Source organism: Cupriavidus sp. UYPR2.512 (genome assembly GCF_000379565.1).
Lineage (GTDB): Bacteria > Pseudomonadota > Gammaproteobacteria > Burkholderiales > Burkholderiaceae > Cupriavidus.
Genome location: NZ_KB902931.1, coordinates 22,768 through 42,853, shown reverse-complemented (window position 1 = coordinate 42,853; position 20,086 = coordinate 22,768). Strand labels below are relative to the sequence as shown.

Annotated in this window: 21 protein-coding genes; 15 read left to right on the top strand and 6 right to left on the bottom strand. The window is 68.9% G+C overall.

The features are described 5' to 3' along the window. Positions 1–33 precede the first annotated feature (33 nt). From phnD to A3A5_RS0111835, 4 genes are all read left to right on the top strand, one after another. Entirely contained in the window at positions 34–1,026 is a 993-nt protein-coding gene (gene phnD / locus A3A5_RS0111850) for a phosphonate ABC transporter substrate-binding protein (protein ID WP_018310788.1), read from the top strand. Positions 1,027–1,107: 81 nt separating this feature from the next. Beyond that, positions 1,108–1,920, top strand: a complete 813-nt coding sequence (gene phnE / locus A3A5_RS0111845) for a phosphonate ABC transporter, permease protein PhnE (RefSeq protein WP_018310787.1) — start codon at positions 1,108–1,110, stop codon at positions 1,918–1,920. Between the two features lie 4 nt (positions 1,921–1,924). Further along, positions 1,925–2,461, top strand: coding sequence for a phosphonate degradation HD-domain oxygenase (locus tag A3A5_RS0111840; RefSeq protein WP_018310786.1), 537 nt, complete (start codon positions 1,925–1,927; stop codon positions 2,459–2,461). Continuing rightward, positions 2,458–2,922 (top strand): GNAT family N-acetyltransferase, encoded by a 465-nt coding sequence (locus tag A3A5_RS0111835; protein ID WP_026200688.1) that lies wholly within the window; start codon positions 2,458–2,460, stop codon positions 2,920–2,922. Before A3A5_RS0111840 ends, A3A5_RS0111835 begins: the two co-directional genes overlap by 4 nt. Before the next feature lie 41 nt (positions 2,923–2,963). Here A3A5_RS0111835 and phnN read toward each other — a convergent pair whose 3' ends face one another. The 3 genes from phnN to phnF form a co-directional block, all read right to left on the bottom strand. After that, positions 2,964–3,554 carry a phosphonate metabolism protein/1,5-bisphosphokinase (PRPP-forming) PhnN gene (gene phnN, locus A3A5_RS0111830; RefSeq protein WP_018310784.1) on the bottom strand — a complete coding sequence of 197 codons (591 nt, stop codon included), beginning with the start codon at positions 3,552–3,554 and terminating at the stop codon, positions 2,964–2,966. Next, complete coding sequence (locus A3A5_RS0111825) at positions 3,551–4,276, bottom strand: DUF1045 domain-containing protein (RefSeq protein ID WP_018310783.1); 726 nt, start codon at positions 4,274–4,276, stop codon at positions 3,551–3,553. The genes phnN and A3A5_RS0111825 overlap by 4 nt, the downstream gene beginning before the upstream one ends. A gap of 130 nt (positions 4,277–4,406) precedes the next feature. Further along, complete coding sequence (phnF, locus tag A3A5_RS0111820; protein ID WP_026200687.1) at positions 4,407–5,141, bottom strand: phosphonate metabolism transcriptional regulator PhnF; 735 nt, start codon at positions 5,139–5,141, stop codon at positions 4,407–4,409. A gap of 178 nt (positions 5,142–5,319) precedes the next feature. On the opposite strand from phnF, the gene phnG reads away from it, so the two are divergent. The 7 genes from phnG to A3A5_RS0111785 are packed head-to-tail and all read left to right on the top strand — an operon-like array spanning position 5,320 to position 11,205. Next, complete coding sequence (gene phnG / locus A3A5_RS0111815) at positions 5,320–5,805, top strand: phosphonate C-P lyase system protein PhnG (protein WP_018310781.1); 486 nt, start codon at positions 5,320–5,322, stop codon at positions 5,803–5,805. Between the two features lies 1 nt (position 5,806). Next, complete coding sequence (gene phnH / locus A3A5_RS0111810; RefSeq protein WP_018310780.1) at positions 5,807–6,424, top strand: phosphonate C-P lyase system protein PhnH; 618 nt, start codon at positions 5,807–5,809, stop codon at positions 6,422–6,424. A gap of 1 nt (position 6,425) precedes the next feature. Beyond that, positions 6,426–7,547, top strand: a complete 1,122-nt coding sequence (locus tag A3A5_RS0111805; RefSeq protein ID WP_018310779.1) for a carbon-phosphorus lyase complex subunit PhnI — start codon at positions 6,426–6,428, stop codon at positions 7,545–7,547. Further along, a complete protein-coding gene (locus tag A3A5_RS0111800; RefSeq protein WP_018310778.1) occupies positions 7,544–8,446 on the top strand; it encodes an alpha-D-ribose 1-methylphosphonate 5-phosphate C-P-lyase PhnJ in 903 nt (300 codons plus the stop codon). The genes A3A5_RS0111805 and A3A5_RS0111800 overlap by 4 nt, the downstream gene beginning before the upstream one ends. Continuing rightward, on the top strand, positions 8,443–9,219 hold the full coding sequence (gene phnK / locus A3A5_RS0111795) for a phosphonate C-P lyase system protein PhnK (RefSeq protein ID WP_018310777.1): 777 nt from the start codon (positions 8,443–8,445) through the stop codon (positions 9,217–9,219). Before A3A5_RS0111800 ends, phnK begins: the two co-directional genes overlap by 4 nt. Before the next feature lie 5 nt (positions 9,220–9,224). Continuing rightward, positions 9,225–9,950: a phosphonate C-P lyase system protein PhnL gene (gene phnL, locus A3A5_RS0111790; RefSeq protein ID WP_018310776.1), complete on the top strand. Its 726-nt coding sequence runs from the start codon at positions 9,225–9,227 to the stop codon at positions 9,948–9,950. Between the two features lie 37 nt (positions 9,951–9,987). After that, positions 9,988–11,205, top strand: a complete 1,218-nt coding sequence (locus A3A5_RS0111785) for an alpha-D-ribose 1-methylphosphonate 5-triphosphate diphosphatase (protein WP_018310775.1) — start codon at positions 9,988–9,990, stop codon at positions 11,203–11,205. 36 nt (positions 11,206–11,241) lie between these two features. On the opposite strand, the gene A3A5_RS0111780 is transcribed toward A3A5_RS0111785, so the two are convergent. Further along, on the bottom strand, positions 11,242–12,078 hold the full coding sequence (locus A3A5_RS0111780; protein ID WP_018310774.1) for an IclR family transcriptional regulator: 837 nt from the start codon (positions 12,076–12,078) through the stop codon (positions 11,242–11,244). Between the two features lie 182 nt (positions 12,079–12,260). Here A3A5_RS0111780 and A3A5_RS0111775 point away from each other — a divergent pair, with 182 nt between their 5' ends. Together A3A5_RS0111775 and A3A5_RS0111770 are read left to right on the top strand one after the other, a co-directional pair. Next, a complete protein-coding gene (locus A3A5_RS0111775; protein ID WP_018310773.1) occupies positions 12,261–13,247 on the top strand; it encodes a tripartite tricarboxylate transporter substrate binding protein in 987 nt (328 codons plus the stop codon). A 71-nt stretch (positions 13,248–13,318) separates the two neighbouring features. Beyond that, on the top strand, positions 13,319–15,661 hold the full coding sequence (locus tag A3A5_RS0111770) for a cytochrome P450/oxidoreductase (RefSeq protein WP_018310772.1): 2,343 nt from the start codon (positions 13,319–13,321) through the stop codon (positions 15,659–15,661). A gap of 11 nt (positions 15,662–15,672) precedes the next feature. Here the strand turns inward: A3A5_RS0111770 and A3A5_RS0111765 are convergent, their stop codons facing one another. Further along, the gene (locus A3A5_RS0111765) at positions 15,673–16,179 is read right to left on the bottom strand and encodes a GNAT family N-acetyltransferase (protein ID WP_018310771.1); all 507 of its coding nucleotides are present in this window, start codon (positions 16,177–16,179) and stop codon (positions 15,673–15,675) included. A gap of 183 nt (positions 16,180–16,362) precedes the next feature. Here A3A5_RS0111765 and A3A5_RS0111760 point away from each other — a divergent pair, with 183 nt between their 5' ends. Then, positions 16,363–16,935, top strand: coding sequence for a hypothetical protein (locus A3A5_RS0111760; protein WP_026200686.1), 573 nt, complete (start codon positions 16,363–16,365; stop codon positions 16,933–16,935). A gap of 21 nt (positions 16,936–16,956) precedes the next feature. Here the strand turns inward: A3A5_RS0111760 and A3A5_RS0111755 are convergent, their stop codons facing one another. Beyond that, positions 16,957–17,862 (bottom strand): LysR family transcriptional regulator, encoded by a 906-nt coding sequence (locus tag A3A5_RS0111755; protein ID WP_026200685.1) that lies wholly within the window; start codon positions 17,860–17,862, stop codon positions 16,957–16,959. 212 nt (positions 17,863–18,074) lie between these two features. Between A3A5_RS0111755 and A3A5_RS0111750 the strand changes: the two genes are divergently transcribed. Next, a complete protein-coding gene (locus tag A3A5_RS0111750) occupies positions 18,075–20,075 on the top strand; it encodes an FUSC family protein (RefSeq protein WP_018310768.1) in 2,001 nt (666 codons plus the stop codon). Positions 20,076–20,086: the final 11 nt, after the last annotated feature.

Genomic DNA, 20,086 nt, shown 5'->3' with positions numbered 1-20,086 from the left:
TTCCCCCAAAACCGCTTCCCACCGGAGTTGTCCATGCTTCGCAGAACCTTTCTCGCCGTCGTGGCCTCGGGCGTGGTCGCCCTGCCCGCCTTCGCGCAGGATGCCAAGAGCCTGAGCATCGGCTTTATCTCGACTGAATCGTCATCTAACCTGAAGTCCGCCTGGCAGCCGCTGATCGACGATCTCAGCAAGACGCTGGGTGTACCCGTCAAGCCGTTCTTTGCGTCCGACTATGCCGGCATCATCGAAGGCATGCGCTTCAACAAGGTGCAGATCGCCTGGTTCGGCAACAAGTCGGCCATGGAGGCCGTGGACCGCGCCAGCGGCGAGGTCTTTGCCTCAGTGATCGACAAGGACGGCAACCCGGGCTACTGGTCGGTGCTGATCGTCAACAAGGACAGCGACCTGAAGAGCGTCGAAGACGTGATCAAGCGCGGCAAGGACCTCAGCTACGGCGCCGGCGACCCCAATTCCACCTCGGGCACGGCCGTGCCGGGCTTCTACCTGTGGACTGCCAACAAGGTCGAGCCGAAGACGCTGTTCAAGGCCGTGCGCATCGGCAACCACGAGACCAACCTGCTGTCGGTGCTGAACAAGCAGGTGGATGTGGCAGTGAACAACACCGAGAACATGGAGCGCTATCGCATCAACACCGGCAAGAATGCCTATGACCAGGTCCGGGTGCTGTGGAAGTCGCCGCTGATCCCGGCCGATCCGATGGTCTATCGCAAGGACCTGCCGCCGGAGATGAAGAAGAAGATCCAGGCCTTCTTCGTCAACTACGGCAAGGGCGCCGACGCCGCGCGTGAAAAGCAGGTGCTGGCCACCCTGACCTACCAGGGCTTCCGCACCGCCAGCGATGCGCAACTGGTGCCGATCCGCCAGATCGAACTGGCCCGCGAGAAGGCAAAGATCGAGTCGGACACCACCCTGGCCGCCGCCGACAAGGAAAAGCGGCTGGCCGACGTGACCCGCCGCCTGGCTGAGCTGGACAAGGCCGCCGGCAACGCCACCAGCACGCAATAAGCCCCATCCCGACGAGGCCGGTGGCACCCCGCCGCCGGCCCCGCATCGCTTTCGTTCCCCCGCTTGATTCCGGATTGCCCCATGACTGTCACCGCCAGGCCCGGCCTGCCTCCCAAGCCCCAAAGCAACGTGCGCCCGCCGCGCGCTTCACTTGCCGCGATGCTGACCTGGGCAGTCCTGCTGGCCATGCTCGCCCTGTCCTGGCAAGGCGCCGACATGCGCCCGCTGGACTTGCTGCGCGACTCGGACAACATGGCAACATTTGCCGCCGATTTCTTCCCGCCCGACTTCCGCGACTGGCGGCACTACCTGGACGAGATGCTCGTCACCGTGCAGATCGCGCTGTGGGGCACCGCCCTGGCCGTAGTGATGGCGGTGCCGCTGGGCCTGCTGTGTTCGGCCAATATCGTGCCGGCGTGGGCCTACCAGCCCGCACGCCGCCTCATGGACGCCTGCCGCGCCATCAATGAGATGGTGTTTGCCATGCTGTTCATCGTGGCCGTAGGCCTGGGTCCGTTTGCCGGCGTGCTGGCGATCTGGATCCACACCACCGGCGTGCTGGCCAAGCTGTTCGCCGAAGCCGTGGAGGCCATCGACCCGCGCCCGGTGGAAGGCGTGCGCGCCACCGGCGCCGGCCCGATCGAGGAGATCGTCTACGGCGTGATTCCGCAGGTGCTGCCGCTGTGGCTGTCGTTCGCGCTGTACCGCTTTGAGTCCAACGTGCGCTCGGCCTCGGTGGTAGGCATCGTCGGCGCCGGCGGCATCGGCACCGTGCTGTGGGAGATCATCCGCAGCTTCCAGTATGGGCAGACCTGTGCCGTGATGATTATCATCATCCTGTTCGTCTCGGCGATCGACATCATCTCCGCACAAATCCGCAAGGTACTGGTCTGACATCATGCTGAACCTGTCCCGCATCGAAACGCTGTTTGCCGACCATGGCAATGCCTGGTACGGCGGCGAAGCCATCAGCCAGACCGCGCACGCGCTGCAATGCGCGCAACTGGCCGAGCAGGCCGGCGAGCCGCAGCCGCTGATCGTCGCCGCCCTGCTCCACGACGTTGGCCACCTGCTGCTGGCCGAAAGCACCACCACCGACATGCGCCACCAGGAGGCCGCCGCGGATGCGCTGGCCGGGCTGTTCGGCGACGAAGTGACCGAGCCCGTGCGCCTGCACGTGGCGGCCAAGCGCTACCTGTGTGCCGTCGATCCCGCGTATTTCGGCACGCTGTCACCCGCGTCAGTGCAAAGCCTTGCGCTGCAAGGCGGCGCGTACAGCGCCGCGCAGGCTGATGCATTCGCCGCCAGCCGCCACGCCACTGCCGCGGTCCGCCTGCGCCGCTACGACGACCTGGCCAAGGTGGTCGACCTGGCCACGCCGCCGCTGGCGCACTATCTGGACATGGCCGCGCGTTGCGCGCGGACTGGCGCATGAACACCATCGCTCAAGCCGTGCTTACCCTGCGTGAAGTGCGCGGTTCCGACGCGGAACTGCGGCACCTGTCAGCGCTGCTGGCCGCGATGGACGACGAAGCGCCGCTGCCGCTGGCCACCATGCGAGAGCGCTACGCAACCATGCGCCGCTATCCGGACTACCGCTGCTACATGATGGTGGATGAGGACGAGGTGCCGTTGGGCACCTTCAGCCTGCTGGTATTCCCCGTGATGGTCCACGACGGGCGTCCCGAGGCGATTGTCGAGGCAGTGGTGGTGGCGCCGTCCGCGCGCGGCATGGGCGTCGGCAAGGCGATGATGCGGGAAGCAATGCGCCTCGCCCGTGAAGCCGGTGCGGCCAAGCTGGCGCTGTCGTCCAACGCACGGCGCCTGCAGGCCCATCAGTTCTATCGCCGGCTCGGCTTCACCGAGCACGGCATCAGTTTCAGCATTGAACTCTGATGGCAAGGCCGTGCCGGCGGCTTTCCTCGGGCACTGGATTGTCAGCTTAATGTTGCGCTATCAGCTGTAACCCCAACCAACTGCGCGAACGCCTCCGCCGCGGTTTCCAGGGCGCCGCTATTGTCGAACTCGACCAGGCGGCACCCTGCCGGCACGGTGAATGCCTGCACCGCGCGCGCCAGGCGCCGGGCAATCGCTGCTTCCGACTCGCGGCCACGCTGGCGCAGCCGCGTGGCCAGCACCTCCGGCCGGACGCGCACGTGCACGGCGCACAGCTTCGGGTAGCGCGCCACGGCTTGCGGCAGGTACTCGCGCGAGCCGTTGACAATCACGGTCAGGCCCCTGGCCAGCCACTGCTCGATCTCGATGCCGATGCCGTAGTGCAGCCCGTGACTGTGCCAGTCCAGCGCCAGGCAGCCGAGCGCCTGGCGGCGCCGGAATTCATCGGGGGTCAGCGCAACGCAGGCCTCGCTGGCATCGGCCTCGCGGGTGATATAGCGATGCGCGATGACGATGCGGTCGTCCGGCCCGAGACGCTCGCGCAGCGCGCGCAGCAGCGTATCCTTGCCGCTGCCGGACGGCCCCATCAGGTAGAACAGGCCGTGTCCGTCGGCCGGGCCATGTGCGTTCATGCGTCCAGGTACGCCGCGCCGGCGCCGTCGGTGGTGCTGCCGTTGAAACCATAGTGGCGTGCAACGATAAAGTCGTCGCCGGGCGCCGGCTGCACGAATACGCTGATCCCGTCCACATGAAGCGGCGCCTGCAGCAGCTTGCCGCTCGCGGCCCCCAGGCGCTCGATGGCGGCGCGCTGGCCGTCGGTGTCAAGCATGCCGGTCAGCGTGATATGGAAGACGAAGGTACCGAACACATACGGGTAGCCCCATGCGTCGAGCATGCGGCGCTCTTCATCGGTCAACTGGTCCGGCTTGCGCCGGCCGGCCTCTTCGGCCGTGGGCGGAGCGCGCAAGCGCTCGAATGCCAGTACGCACGCATCGGCCAGCGCCTGCATCGGGGGCGAACCGCCATCGGCCAGGCACCACGCCACAAAACCTCGCAGCGCACGCAGCGCCAGCGGCGCATCGAAGGCATCGCAGCCACGCACGAAGTCCCGCGCAGCGGCGTCGAGCATCGGCCCGTTGGTGCCCTGCGCAAGCCGGAATGGCGGCTTCAGCGTGGCATGCAGGCCGTAGTGCGCCGGTGCCTTGACCCATTCGGCGAGCGGCGGCGCCATGCCCGCCGGGGCGGGCAGCGCGGCGCCGGTCTCGGCGTCGCGGCCCAGCCACTGGCTGCCAAACGTGCGGAAGGGATCGGAGGGCGCCAGGTAGATGGCGTAACGGTGCGCTGGCAAGGTCATGCGGCAAGGTTACCAGCGGCGCCCATCGCCCGGCGGCGGCGACTGCCCTGGTTTTGTGGTCTGGACCGCAGACATGTTAGCGCAGGCGGATGACAGCCGGATGTCTAGACCAATGCCTCGGCGCCCCGCCTCAATCACTGTCGGAAACCGTCAGCTGCACCCAGTCCCCCGCGAACCGCACCACGCTGTACTGCACCGGCGCCCCTTCGATATCAACGTTCAGCGCCTCCACCTGCAGCACCGGGCGCGTCTTCGGCTGGTTCAGCAGCCGCGCCACCGGGGCGCTGGGCATGGCCGCGGTGATGCGCGACCACTTGCGCGTGTAGTCGGCAATGCCGAATTGCGCCAGCGCGCGCGATACGGATTGCCTGGCGCGCAGCACCTCGTCGATACCCGGGAAGCGCTTGAGATCGAAGTAATGCTCGGCAACGTCGATGGTGCGCGCTTCGGCCTTGCCGATCATCTGCACGTGCAGGATCTCCGCCGTGCGCGCCAGGCCCAGTTGCCTTGCCACTTCCGGCGCGCGCACCACCTGGCTGTCGATGATCTCGGTATGCCCGCGCATGCCCTGCGCGGCCAGGTTTTGCGAGAACCGCGTGCGGCGCCCGATCGCGTAGTCGATCGCATGTTCCTGCACGAAGGTGCCGCGGCCCTGCTCGATCCGCACCAGCCCGCTCAGCTCCAGCTCGCCCATGGCGCGGCGGATGGTGTGGCGGTTGACCGCGAAGCGCGTGGCCAGTTCAGGCTCTGGGGGCAGCTGCTCGCCGGGCAGGTACAGCTTCTTGCGGATGTCGTCCGCCAGCGCCTCGCCAATCTGGCGCCATACCGCCACACCGGAACCCCGTTCCACTTCTCGATCAGACATCTCGCGCTGCCCTCTTGTCATCAAGCGTTCACCATTGCCATGCGATTGTGCCTCAACCGCGCCTCGATGGCGGGGTGGCCGAGCAATGCCCCGCCCCGTCATGAAACGTTCATTTGCCTGTGGTCTAGTAGCTGCGTGTTCAAGCAGTGACATCTAAACGTATAGACGTATAGGGGTGATGATGCAAAGCGAAACTGCGCAGGTCCATGCCGCCCGCGCCGCCTGGCTCCGGATCCTGGCGACGGCGCCCACCGACGCGCTTGACGGCGCTTACCAGCGGCTTGGCCAGGCGCAAGCCCTGCCGGCCTACCGGCTGCTGCGCAAGGCGGAGTCCGGCATGGCGATGGTCCGGGCCCGCGCAGGCGGTACCGGTGCCCGGTTCAACCTGGGAGAAATCACGGTCACGCGCTGCGCGGTCGTGCTGGAAGACGGCGCTGCCGGGGCCGCGGCAGGCGTGGCCTATATCCAGGGCCGCAGCGCCCGCCACACCGAACAGGCCGCGGTGCTGGACGCGCTGCTGCAGCGCCCGGCCTGGCACCAGCGCGTGCAGGACCTCGTGCTGGCGCCGTTGGCAAGCACGCAGGCGGAGCGCGCCGCACATGCAGCGGCCACTGCCGCCCAGACCCGCGTCGAGTTCTTCACCATGGTCCGGGGAGAGGACTGAGATGACTGCCACCCAACCGATCCTGTCCATCCCGGCCGCCTCGCTGCTGCCGGGTTTCAACAACCCGGTCGACGACGCCCAGCGGGTCTTCCGAGCCGCGCTGCAGGCATTTGCCCATCCGGGCCGGCTGCAAACGCTGCCCGTGACCAGCGGCCTGCCCGACGGCCTGTCTCCCGCGCTGGCCGTGCTGCTGCTGACGCTGGCCGATCCCGATACCCCGGTCTGGCTGCCTGCCGGCGTGCCGGCCGCGGCGCGCGCGTTCCTGCGCTTCCATTGCGGCTGCCCGCTGACCGACGATGTCGGCGCCGCGGCCTTCGTGTGCGTGCCCGCCGGATATGCAATGCCGGCGCTGGCGGACTGCGCGCAAGGCGACCCGGCCTTCCCCGACCGCTCCGCCACGCTGCTGATGGAGGTGGCCTCGCTTGCCGATGGCGACACCCTCACGCTGCGCGGGCCCGGTATCGAAACCACGCAGGTGCTGCGCGTGGCCGGCCTGCCCGCGGACTTCCGGGCCGGCTGGCGCGCCAACAATGCCGGCTTCCCGCTCGGCGTGGACCTGCTGCTGGCCAGCGGCGACCGATTCTGCGCCCTGACGCGCACCACGCTCGTGGAGGAATGACATGTACGTAGCCGTCAAAGGTGGCGAGCGCGCCATCCTCAATTCCTATCGGATGCTCGATACCTACCGCCGTGGCGATACCGCGGTGCCGGAACTCACGCTGGCGCAGATCCGCGAACAGATGCCGCTGGCGGTGTCGCGCGTCATGGCCGAAGGCTCGCTGTACGACCCGCACCTGGCCGCGCTGGCCCTGAAACAGGCTGCCGGCGACCAGATCGAGGCGATCTTCCTGCTGCGCGCCTATCGCACCACGCTGGCGCGCTTTGGCTATACCCAGCCAGTGGATACGGGCGCGATGCGCCTGCAGCGCCGGATCTCGTCCACGTTCAAGGACGTGCCGGGCGGACAGGTGCTGGGGCCGACCTACGACTACACCCAGCGCCTGCTGGATTTCACGCTCGAAGCAGGCCGCGACCCCGAGCCGCTGCCGCCCTCGCCCGAACCCCTCGCCGCCAGCATGCCGCGCGTGACCGGCCTGCTGGAAGCGGATGAACTGGTCGAAGCCGATGAGATTCCTCCCGGCGACCCCACCCCGCCCGACCTGACGCGCGAGCCGCTGGCCTTCCCCGCCAACCGCGCCGCGCGCCTGCAGAACCTGGCGCGCGCCGATGAAGGCTTCCTGCTGTCGATGGGCTATTCCACCCAGCGCGGCTACGGCAACTCGCACCCGTTCGCAGCCGAGATCCGCTACGGCACGGCCGAGGTCGAACTGTTCGTGGAAGAGCTTGGCTTCGCGGTCACCATCGGCGCAATCGAGCTGACCGAATGCCAGATGGTGAGCCAGTTCGCCGGCAATGCCGACGAAGCCCCGCGCTTCACGCGCGGCTACGGGCTGGTGTTCGGCTACAACGAGCGCAAGGCCATGTCGATGGCGCTGGCCGACCGCGCCATGCGCGCCGAAGAACTGGGCGAAGCCGCCGACGCCCCGGCCAATGATATCGAATTCATGCTGTACCACAGCGACAACGTCGAGGCCTCCGGCTTCGTGCAGCACCTGAAGCTGCCCCACTACGTGGACTTCCAGGCCAACCTGGAACTGCTGCGCCGGCTGCGCGCGGAACAGGACGGTGCGCCGGTGCAGGCCGTATCGCAACCTCAGCCGCAAGAGGAGACCCTGGCATGACCGCCGCTCAAGCTACCCCGGCCGCAGGCATTGCCCGCGACGACCACTACAACTTCGGCTACCTGGACGAGTCGACCAAGCGCATGCTGCGCCGCGCGCTGCTCAAGGCCGTGGCGATTCCCGGCTACCAGGTTCCCTTCGGCAGCCGCGAGATGCCGCTGCCCTACGGCTGGGGCACGGGCGGCATCCAGGTGACGGCCGCCATCATCGGCAAGGATGACGTGCTCAAGGTGATCGACCAGGGCTCGGACGACACCACCAACGCCATCAATATCCGCCGTTTCTTCGGCCGCGTCACCGGCGTGCAGACCACCGAGCGCACCGCCGAAGCCAGCATCATCCAGACCCGTCACCGGATACCGGAAACGCCGTTGCACGCGGGCCAGACCATGGTGTTCCAGGTGCCCATCCCCGAGCCGCTGCGCTGGCTGGAACCGAGCGAGGGCGAGACCCGCACCATGCACGCACTGGCCGAGTACGGCGCGATGCACGTCAAGCTGTATGAGGACATCGCCCATCACGGCCATATCGCCACCACCTACGACTACCCCGTGATCGTCAACCAGCGCTACATGATGCGGCCGTCGCCGATCCCCAAGTTCGACAATCCCAAGCTCGACCGCAGCCCCGCGCTGATGCTGTTCGGCGCCGGGCGCGAGAAGCGCGTCTATGCCGTGCCGCCGTACACCGCGGTCAAGAGCCTGGACTTCGCCGACCATCCCTTCACGGTGGAAAAGTGGTCCAGCTGCTGCGCCCAGTGCGGCGCCACCGACAGCTACCTCGACGAGATCATCACCGACGACGCCGGCACGCGCCTGTTCATTTGCTCTGATACGGAATACTGCGCCGACCGCCAGGCGGCCCAGGCCGTCAGGACCGCCGCCGGAGGTGCCCGATGAGCGCCACCCCGCTGCTGTCGGTGCGCAACCTGACGCGCACCTGGGACGGCCTGCATGGCTGCCATGACGTCAGCTTCGATCTGTACCCGGGCGAGGTGCTGTGCGTGGTGGGCGAATCGGGCTCCGGCAAGAGCACGTTGCTGCAAGCCTTGTCGATGCAGGCGCCCGCGCAGCGCGGCAGCGTCAGCTACGACATGCGCGAGTCAGGCCTGACCGACCTGGCCACGCTGTCCGGCGCGCGCTTGCGGCTGCTGGCCCGCACCGACTGGGGCTTCGTGCGCCAGCACGCGCGCGACGGCCTGCGCATGCAGGTCAGCGCCGGCGCCAATATCGCCGAGCGCCTGATGGCCGTGGGCGAGCGCCACTACGGCAACCTGCGCGAGGTCGCCGGCAACTGGCTGGAGAAGATGGAAATCGACCTGGCCCGGCTGGACGACGTGCCGGGCACCTTCTCCGGCGGCATGCAGCAGCGTCTGCAGATCGCGCGCAACCTGGTCACGCACCCGCGCCTGGTGTTCATGGATGAGCCCACCGCGTCGCTGGACGTGTCGGTGCAGGCCCGCCTGCTCGACCTGCTGCGCCGCCTGGTGGCGGACCTGGGCCTCGCCGCCGTGCTGGTCACGCACGACCTGGCCGTGGCGCGCCTGCTCGCGCACCGCACGCTGGTCATGCAAGGCGGCCGCGTGGTGGAGCAAGGCCTGACCGACCAGATCCTCGACGACCCGCAGCACCCGTACACGCAGTTGCTGGTCTCTTCCATCCTGCAGGGCTGACGACGATGCACGCAGAACACCCACAGAAGCTGGTCGAGGTCCGCGCCCTCGGCAAAATGTTTACGCTGCACAACCAGGGCGGCATCCGCCTGCCCGTGCTGCGCGCGATGGATTTCGATGCCGCCCGCGGCGAATGCCTGGTGCTGTCCGGGCCGTCCGGCACTGGCAAGAGCACGCTGCTGCGCTGCCTGTACGGCAATTACCTGGCCACCGAAGGCAGCATCCGCCTGCGCGATACCAGCGCCGGGGGCGAGCCGTGGGTCGAGCTGACCCACGCCCCCGAGCAACGCGTGCTGAAGCTGCGCCGCGACGTGATCGGTTATGTCAGCCAGTTCCTGCGCGCGATTCCCCGCGTCGGTGCGCTCGATGTGGTGGCCGATCCGCTGCAGCAGCGCGGCGCCAGCCATGAGGAGGCCCGCGCCCGCGCGGCAGAGCTGCTGGCACGGCTGAACCTGCCGCGCCGGCTGTGGGAGCTGCCGCCGGCGACTTTCTCCGGTGGCGAGCAGCAGCGCGTGAACATCGCGCGCGGGCTGATCGGCGGCCACCCGATCCTGCTGCTGGACGAGCCCACCGCCTCGCTGGACGCCGACAACCGCGCCGTGGTGGTCGACCTGATCCGCGAGGCGCTGGCTGAAGGCCGCGCGCTGATCGGCATCTTCCACGATGAAGCGGTACGCGATGCCGTGGCCACGCGCCTGCTGCCGCTGCAACCCGCTACTGCCCTTGCCTGATTTGATCCCAGAACGGAATCCCAGAACGGAGCCGGACATGTCTGCTACCTACCTGACGCACGCCACCCTGGTGCTGCCGGACCGCGTGCTGCACGACAGCGCACTGCTGATCGAAGATGGCTGCATCGCCGCCATCGAACCGGCCCCCGCGGCGGTGCCCGCCCACGCCGCCGTGATCGACCTGCATGGCCACACGGTGATGCCAGGCCTGGTCGATGTGCATTGCGACGCCATCGAGAAGGAAGTCGAACCCCGCGCCAGCGTGCTGTTCCCGCTGGACTTTGCCGTGGCCCAGGTGGACCGCCGCAACGCCGCGGCCGGCATCACCACGCCGTACCACGCGCTGTCGTTCGCCGGCAACCAGTTCGGCGTGCGCAATGTCGACATCGCGGCCACGCTGGTGCGTACCCTGGCCGCGTATCGCCGCCACAGCCTGGTCGACAACCGCATCCATTGCCGCTACGAAGTCACCGATACCGGCGCGGTGCCGGTGCTGGAAGCGCTGATGGCCGAGGGCGTGGTCGACCTGCTGTCCGTGATGGACCACTCGCCGGGCCAGGGGCAGTTCAAGACCATGGACGCCTACCTGGCCTACATGATCGGCAACCACGGCATGAGCCGCGAGCAAGCCGCCGATGCCGCCCACAAGAAGGCCGCCGCGCTGGAAGGCGCGCATGAGCGCGTCAACCGGCTGGTGGCCAAGGCGCACGCGCTGGGCATCCCTACCGCCAGCCATGACGATGATTCGCCGCAGCGCATCGCCGCCATGCACACGCTGGGCGTGCGCATGAGCGAGTTCCCGATCAACCTGGAAACCGCGCAAGCCGCGTGCGCCCAAGCGCTGCCGACCATCCTGGGCGCGCCCAACGTGCTGCGCGGCAAAAGCCAGAGCGGGTCGATGCGCGCCATCGACGCGATCCAGGCGGGCGTGGGCACCATCCTGTGCTCGGACTACCAGCCATCCACGCTGATCGCCGCCGCGTATGCCGCCGCGGGCCTGGCCGGCCTGCCGCTGAACCAGGCGCTGGCGCTGGTCACCGCCAATCCCGCCGACGCCTGCCTGCTGGATGACCGCGGCCGCCTGGCGCCGGGGCTGCGTGCGGATGTGATCGCCGTGTCCGGCGTGGCCGGCCAGCCGATGGTCACCCATACCTGGTCGGGCGGGCGCCTGGTGTTTGCGGCGGGGTATCCGTCGGTGCGGCACGCTGGCGATGCCGCCATGCCGTGCGAAACCGCGCTGCGCGAGGTGGCATAACTGGCCGATGGCGGCTTCACCGGCTGAGGGATCCGATCAGGCCCCGGGATTGAACCCCAGCGCCGCACTAACCGCGCGCGCCTCGCGCCGCACGGCGCTGCCGATGGGCCCGTCGATGGCGGGATCAAAGCCGCCGGTGGCGCCCAGCGCCGTCAGCACCGCGCAGACGCGCCCGGTGTAGTCGCGCACCGGCGCTGCCACGGCGCTGATGCCGGTCAGGTTGGTGTCGCGCACCCAGGCGCAGTCGTCGGCCTGCACCGCGCCGCGCAGCGCGCCGATGGGGTCCTTGGCATCGAGCTGCGCCAGCCGCGCCGGGCTGGCTGTGGCCAGTTCTTCTTCGGCCTGTGCATGCACGCGCTTTTCATCGAGCAGGCCCAGGAACACGCGCCCGGTGGCCGACCACAGCAGCGGCATCACCGAGCCCGCGCGCACGTTCACCGTTACCGGCAAGCCCGGTTCTTCAAAGCGCATGATGGTCGGCCCCTTGTTGCCCATCACCGCGACAAAGCAGGTCACTTCCAGCGCTTCGCGCAAGCGCACCAGCGAGGCTTCGGCGAGCCGGATCGGGTCGGACTGCCGCATCGCCGCCATGCCGATCTGCAGCGCCTCGAAACCCAGGTGGTATTGCTGCGTGCCCGCCTCCTGCGCCACCAGCCCCTCTTCCACCAGGCTCACCAGGTAGCGGTGCACCTTGGCCGGGCTTTCGTCGATGTGCGCGGCCAGCGCGGTCAGGCTGGCGCGCCCGCCCAGCCGGGCCAGCCCCTTGAGCACCGCCATGCCGGTGACCGCCGATTGCACGCGCTGGCGGCGTTCGCGCGTGCGCGGCGCGTCGGCGGGCTTGATGGGGGGTGGGGTGGCTTTTGGTCGGGGCATGGCGGGAAGATCCGGCAGACAGGGGTGGCGAGCATGACTTGAGGAACGGATTAAGCCATGCAGCCGCTACAGGGGCGGTTCAAGGTTAACCCGCATTCAATCATTACGCAATGCGTATATGATTTACGCAAACTAGAAACACCGGTGCCTACACCGGGCTGACCAACAAGGAGACAAGCCCCATGCCCCGCCCCCACTTCCAGCGCCTGGTCATTGGCGCACTGGCCCTGCCGATGCTGGCCGCCATTCCCGCGCAAGCCGCCGAGGCCTACCCTGCCAAGCCGATCCGCTGGATCGTCCCCTATGCCGCCGGCGGCGGCTCGGACTTCCTGGCGCGCACCATCGGCCAGGGGCTGTCGGCCAAGGTCGGCCAGCCGGTGGTGGTGGACAACAAGCCGGGCGGCAATACCGCCATCGGCGCGGCCGAGACGGCGCGCTCGGCCGCCGACGGCTATACCGTGCTGTCGGCCGACAACGGCACGCTGGTGTTCAACCCCGTGCTGTACAAAGCGCTTTCCTACAACCCGGGCAAGGATCTGGCTCCGGTGACGCTGCTGGGCCGCTTCCCCATGATCCTGGTGGTAGGCGCGGCCAGCCCGGTCAAGAGCGCCAGGGAATTCATCGCGCAGACCAAGGCCACCCAGGGCGGCATCAACTACGGCTCAGCAGGCGCGGGCAGCCCGCACCACCTGGCGATGGAGCTGCTGAAGGTGGAAGCCGGCCTGTCGATGACGCATGCTCCATACCGCGGCGCGGCGCCTGCGCTGTCGGACGTGGCCGCCGGCCAGGTGGTGGCGATGATGGTGGACTACGCCGCCGGCGCCGGCTTTATCAAGGGCGGCAAGGTCCGGCCGCTGGCGGTGGCCAATGCCACCCGACTGCCGCAGTTGCCTGACGTGCCGACCTTTGCCGAGCTGGGCTACCCGCGCGTGGAAGCCGCCGCGCTGGTGGGCATGGTGGTGCCGGCCGGCACGCCGCCGGAGGTGGTCAGTACCCTGAACAAGGACGTGGTCGCGGCAATCCGCGAGCCCGCTGTCAACAAGCGGCTGGTGGACTTCGGCGTGGAGCCGGTCGGCAACTCGCCGGCGCAGTTCAGCGAGCTGCTGCGCAGCGAGTCCACCCGCTGGACCCGGCTGATCCGCGACCTGAAGATCACGCTGGACAACTGAGTCCGGCCGCAAGACCGAATGGCCGTCCGGCCCTGATCGGACGGCCCTGTTTTTCGCCTGGAGTACGCAGCATGGCCAACCCCTCCCCCAGCGCCGCGCGCAGCGGCTGCCCGATCGACCACAGCGCCTTGACCGCGCCCAACGGCTGCCCGGTCAGCCACAACGCGGCGCAATTCGATCCCTTCGGCGACGGCTACCAGCAGGATCCGCCCGAATACGTGCGCTGGTCGCGCGAGCAGGAGCCAGTGTTCTTCAGCCCCAGGCTGGGCTACTGGGTGGTCACGCGCTACCAAGACATCAAGGCGATCTTCCGCGATAACCTGACCTTCAGCCCGTCGATCGCGCTGGAGAAGATCACGCCCACCGGCGACGAGGCCAATGCCGTGCTGGCCTCCTATGGCTACGCCATGAACCGCACGCTGGTCAACGAGGACGAGCCCGCCCACATGCCGCGCCGGCGCGCGCTGATGGCGCCCTTCACGCCCGCGGAACTGGCGCACCATGAGCCGCTGGTGCGCCGCCTGGCGCGCGAGTATGTCGACCGCTTTATCGACGATGGCCGCGCCGACCTGGTCGACCAGATGCTGTGGGAGGTGCCGCTGACCGTGGCCCTGCATTTCCTGGGCGTGCCCGAAGAGGACATGGACCTGCTGCGCCAGTACTCCATCGCCCATACCGTCAACACCTGGGGCCGGCCAAAGCCGGAGGAACAGGTGGCGGTGGCGCATGCCGTGGGCAACTTCTGGCAGCTGGCGGGCCGCATCCTCGACAAGATGCGCGAAGACCCGTCCGGCCCGGGCTGGATGCAGTACGGCCTGCGCAAGCAGAAAGACCTGCCCGAGGTGGTCACCGACTCCTACCTGCATTCGATGATGATGGCCGGCATCGTCGCCGCGCACGAGACCACCGCCAATGCCTCGGCCAATGCCGTCAAGCTGCTGCTGCAGCATCCGGATGCGTGGCGCGAGATCTGCGACGATCCATCGCTGATCCCCAATGCAGTGGAAGAATGCCTGCGCCACAACGGCTCCGTCGCCGCATGGCGGCGGCTGGTGACGCGCGACGCCGAGGTCGGCGGCATCCGCCTGCCCGCGGGCAGCAAGCTGCTGATCGTCACGTCTTCGGCCAACCATGACGAGCGCCATTTTGCCGATGCCGACCTGTTCGACATCCGCCGTGACAACGCCAGCGAACAGCTGACCTTTGGCTACGGCTCGCACCAGTGCATGGGCAAGAACCTGGCGCGCATGGAGATGCAGGTCTTCCTGGAAGAACTGACGCGCCGGCTGCCGCATATGCGCCTGGCAGGGCAGGCCTTCACCTACGTGCCCAACACCTCGTTCCGCGGCCCGGAGCACTTGCTGGTGGAATGGGACCCCGCGCAGAACCCTGAGCGCCGCGACCCGGCCGTGCTCGACGTGCGCCAGCCGGTGCGCATCGGCGAGCCGTCCGCGCACACCATCGCCCGCACGGTGGTGATCGAGCGCGTCACGCCCGCCGCCGACGGCGTGGTCCGGCTGCGGCTGGCGGCGCCTGACGGCAAGCCGCTGCCGCGCTGGGCTCCGGGCTCGCATATCGACGTGGAATGCGGCGATACCGGGCTGTCGCGCCAGTATTCGCTGTGCGGCGATCCGGACGATGCCGCGGCACTGGAAATTGCCGTACTGCGCGACCCCGACAGCCGCGGCGGCTCGGCCTGGGTGCATGGCAGCGTCCGGGCCGGCGACCGCCTGCGCATCCGCGGGCCGCGCAACCACTTCCGCTTCGATGAAAGCTGCAAGCGCGCCATCTTTATCGCCGGCGGCATCGGCATCACGCCGGTCAGCGCGATGGCGCGGCGCGCCCGTGCGCTTGGCATCGACTACGAATTCCACTACTGCGGCCGTTCGCGCAAGGCGATGGCGATGCCGGATGAACTGCAGGCCCTGCACGGTGCACGGCTGCAAGTCCATGCCAGCGATGAAGGCCAGCGCGCCGACTTCGGCAAGCTGCTGGCGCAGCCGGACCCGCGCACCCAGATCTACGCCTGCGGCCCGCAGCGCATGCTGGATGCGCTGGCCGAGTGCTGCGCGGCGTGGCCGGAAGATGCGCTGCGCGTGGAGCACTTCGTATCGAGGCTGGGCACGCTGGATGCCTCGCAGGAGCAGCCCTTTACCGTCGAGCTCAAGGACTCCGGCCTGGTCATGGAAGTCCCGGCCGGCCAGACCCTGCTGAGCGCGCTGCGCAGCGCCAATATCGACGTGCAGAGCGATTGCGAGGAAGGCCTGTGCGGATCCTGCGAGGTGCGCGTGCTGGCCGGCCAGGTCGACCATCGCGACGTGGTACTCACGCGCAGCGAGCGCGAGGCCAACCAGCGCATGATGGCGTGCTGCTCGCGCGCCTGTGGTGGCGGCCGGCTGGTGCTGGAGCTCTGAACGCCCGCCCGTCAGGCGGTGGCGTTGAAGGCGTCATGGTATTGCACGCTGCCCGCCGGATAGCCGCCGTCGAACGTCAGTGCCTGGAAGTACTCGGGCGGCATGCCGTCCAGCACCAGCCCGGGCCGCGCGGCAAAGCCGAAGCGGCCGTAGTAGGCGGGATCGCCCAGCACCACGCAGCCCGCAGCGCCAAGGCGGCGCAGGTCGGCCAGCGCCGCGTGCATCAGCTGTGAGCCGATGCCCTGTCCTTGCCGGTCCGGCGCCACCGAGATCGGGCCCAGCCCGTACCAGCCGGTCGCGCCGGATGAGACCGTGACCGGCGAAATCGCCACGTGCCCCACCAGCCTGTCGCCGGCCTGTGCGACCAGCGACACTGTCAGCTGGCCGGCGCGGCGCAGCGCATTGACGACGAACGCCTCGGTGTGGCTGGCGTGCGGCGCCGCCAGGAAAGCGGCGGTGGTCAGCTGTGCGATGGCGTCGGCGTCGGACGGCGATTCTGGGCGGATCTGCACGGACATGGCGGGACTCCGGACTTCGATCAGGTCTTGGGGACTCGGATTCTACGCTCCCCGTTCGCTGGCATGCCGCGGCCGCCAGGGCAAGCCCCCGTTGCGCCGTAGGACAACGCCTGACAACGGCGGCAAGGCGCCAAGGCTAAAGTAGCAGCGCGAACCCCAAGGCAATCCTGTCCCCGTTGCGTCATGCGCCCTGCCCCTGCTGCCCCTGCTGTCCTTGCTGTCCCTGCAGTCCCCGATCGCCGTCCTTTGCGCAATGCCGCTGTGTGCCTGGGCCTGTCCCTGCTGGCCGGGCCACTTGCCCTTTCCGCCACCCAGGCGGCCCCGCCTGCGCCGTCCCCGCAACTATCGGGGCTGGCCACGCTGCTGCTGGGCACGGTGCGCGGCAAGCCCACCGGCATGAACGGCGTGACCCGCCTGACCGCCGGCGATGTCGACCGTGAACTGCGCATGGCCTGCCAGGAACTGATGCGCGCCGGCCCGCTTGACCTGGACGACACTACCCGCTTCGACGGCTGCGTGACGCGGCCGGGCAAGATTGTCGAGTTCCAGTTGAAGGTTTCGGGGGTGGATGCCGCGCGTGACGATACCCGCGAGTTCATGGCGACGGCCAAGCCGATCCTGGAGCGCGGCATCTGCCGCAACCCGGATGTGCCGGTGCTCGGCAAGCTGGGGGTCAGGTTGCGCTACCACTACGTGGCCGGGCAGAAATCGCTGGTCTTGCTGGATATCCCGCCGGACCATTGCCTGAAGAAGTGAGGCCGCCGCACGCGCGCCGGTTCAAGACCTTTTTCCGCCCCCCAGCACCTCATCGCAAACCGCCAGCCACGCCCGCGCCGCATGCGACAGGTAGCGTCCCGGCGACCAGATATGCGCCATGGTCCAGTCCATTACCGGCTCGGCCAGCCGCGCCATGGCCAGCGTGCCCTGGCCCTGCAGGCGCTCAGCCAGCGGCTGCGGCAGGAAGGTAGTGCCCAGCCCCGCCGCCGCCATCGACGCCAGGAAATCCCAGTGCCCGCTGCGCGCCACCACGCGCGGCTCGATGCGTGCTTCCAGAAACGCCTGCCGCAGCTTGCGCGTCAGCGAGAAATCATCAGTCAGCATCACCAGCGGCTCATTGCGCAGCGCCGCCAGCGTGACCGTGCGCCCGCGCGCCCAGGCGGCCTGGCGCGGCCCCACGGCCCAGATCGGGTAGCGCCCGAACTGGCGCGTTTCCAGCGCCAGGCCGCTGTCGCCCGGCAGCACCGTGGCGCCGACTTCCAGCTCGCCACTGGCCACCAGTTGCTCCACCACCTGCCCGCCGTGTTCGTCCAGCGTCAGCAACAGGTTGGGATAGCGCTGCCGGAAGGCGCTGACCGCCGGTGAAAAGAACAGGTTGACCATCGGCGGGATCCCCACCGTCAGTTGCCCCCGCCCCAGCGAAGACAGGTCGGACACCTCCAGCGTCAGCCGGTGCACCACGCCCAGCGCCTCCTGCCCGCGCTCGTAGACCACGCGGCCCACGTCGGTCAGCCGCACGCTCTTGCCTTCACGGATCAGCAGCGGCTGGCCGACCTCGTCCTCCAGCTGCTTGACCATCTTGCTGATGGTCGACTGGGTGACGAACAGCGAGGTCGCGGCTTGGGTAAAGCTGCGCAGCCGGGCAGTCTCGACGAAATAGCGCAGCGCGCGGATATCGATGGGCATGGTGCTGAGGGACGGCGAGCGGGCTGCCTGCAGGCCGCTTGCGCCATCCATGAACAAAGGGAATGGAGAGTCCAATATTAAATCATGAATGGAATGCGAAAGGTTTGGCTACACTTCGGTTCCACACATCGCCCCCGCCCAACTGCGCCGCCAATGAAGCGTGGAGCGGCAGGCCGCGGTATGCCCTCAACTCCTCCTAAAGACCCCGCTCCATGGCTAGCTGGCCGAATGCACGACAGTGGCTGTTCTCGCTGAAGGCATTCGCCGCCGCGATGCTCGCGCTCTATATCGCGCTGGCGCTGGGGCTGCCGCGGCCGTACTGGGCCATGGCGACGGTGTACTTTGTTTCCCATCCCCTGACTGGCGCCACCCGTTCCAAGGCGGCCTACCGCGTGGCCGGCACGTTGCTGGGCGCCACCGCCGCGGTGGCCACGGTGCCGCAACTGGTTAACATGCCGATCGTGCTGATGGGCGCGATCGCGCTGTGGATCACCGCGCTGGTGTACCGGTCGCTGCTGCAGCGCACGCCGCGCAGCTATGTGTACCTGCTGGCAGCCTACACCCTGCCCATCGTCGCGCTGCCGGCCGTCAGCGCGCCGGCGCAGATCTTCGATATTGCCGTGGCCCGGATCGAGGAAATCGTGATCGGCATCGTCTGCGCCGGGCTGGTGGGCTCAGTCGTCTTCCCGGCCAAGGTGGCGCCCGCGCTGCGGTCCCGCGCAGCCAGCTGGCTGGCCGACGCGGCGGCCTGGGCATCGGACATCCTCACCGGCAGCCCGCGCGCCGACGACAGCCGCCACCGGCTCGCCGCCGACATCCTGGCGCTGGACCAGCTGGCCAGCCAGCTGGCCTATGACGGCGAGGGCAGCCAGACGCTGCGCCATGCCCGCGCGCTGCGCCAGCGCATGACCATGCTGATGCCGCTGCTGTCGTCGCTGGAAAGCGTGCTGCAGGCGCTGCGCCGCCATCCGGACGGCATGCCGCTGCCACTGCGCGAGGCCCTGGCTGCGACGACCGCCTGGCTGGGGACCGATACTGCCACGCCGCCTCCCGTCATCACGGGCGGCTGGCTCGCCGATGGCCGCGCGGAAGATGTTGACTGGCAAGCCGGCCTCGCTGCTACGGCGGCGGACCAGCTGCGGCGCCTGGGCAGCTTGTACGCGGAATGCCGGGCCCTGCAGCAAGGCATTGGCGAGCGCAGCGCCGGCGCGCCGCTGCTACGCGGCGACCCGGCCCCGGAGGCTGCCGGCCATCACCATGACCACGGCATGCTGCTGTTCGGCGCCGTGTCCAGCGGCCTGGCCGTTTTCTGCGCGGGGCTGCTGTGGATATTTTCGGGCTGGGCGGACGGCGCCGGCGCGGTCGCGGTGGCATCGATCGCCTGCTGCTTCTTTGCGGCCATCGACGAGCCGCGCCGCATGGCCGGCGCCTTCCTGCGCTGGAGCACGATCTGCCTGCTGGTGTCGTCCGGCTACCTGTTCCTGGTGGTGCCGCACGCGCACACCTTTGAAGCGCTGGCCGCGATGCTGGCGCTGCCCTATCTCGGCATTGGCCTGCTGATTGCGCGGCCCGGCTTCCAGCTGATCGCGATGCTGCTGTCGGTCAACACGGCCTCGTTCGCCAACGTGCAGGCCGTGTTCGACGCGGATTTCCTCGGCACCTTCAATACCTGCCTGGCCAGCGCCGCGGCAATGCTGTTCGCGCCGCTGTGGTCGATGGCGGTGCGCCCGTTCGGCGCGCGCGCGGCGGCGCACCGGCTGGTGCGCGCCAGCTGGCAGGACCTGGCCCAGGCCGCCACGCTGCGCGCGGCTGATGGCGATACGCGGCTGGGCGCACGCATGCTGGACCGGCTTGGCCAACTGGTGCCGCGGCTGGGCGCTGCCGGCGATCCCTTGTCCTCCGACGGCTTCCATGCGCTGCAGGTCGGCTACTGCGCGCTGGCGCTGCACAAGGCGCTGCCGGCCTTGCCGCCCGCGGCGCGCAAGCCGGTGCGCCGCGTGCTGGCCGCGGTGGCCCGGCATTTCCGCGCACGGCTGCGCGCGGGCCATGCCGTGCCGGCGCCGGCGGGGCTGGCCGGCTGGGTGGCAGATGCCATTGCCGGCGTGGCCGCGCTGCCCGCAGGTGGCCGCGCTGACCACCGCGGCACGCTCGGCGCGCTGGTGGTGCTGCAGGTCACGCTGCTGCCTGGCCAGGCAGCAGCCCTGTCCCGCTGATCTCCCTAATT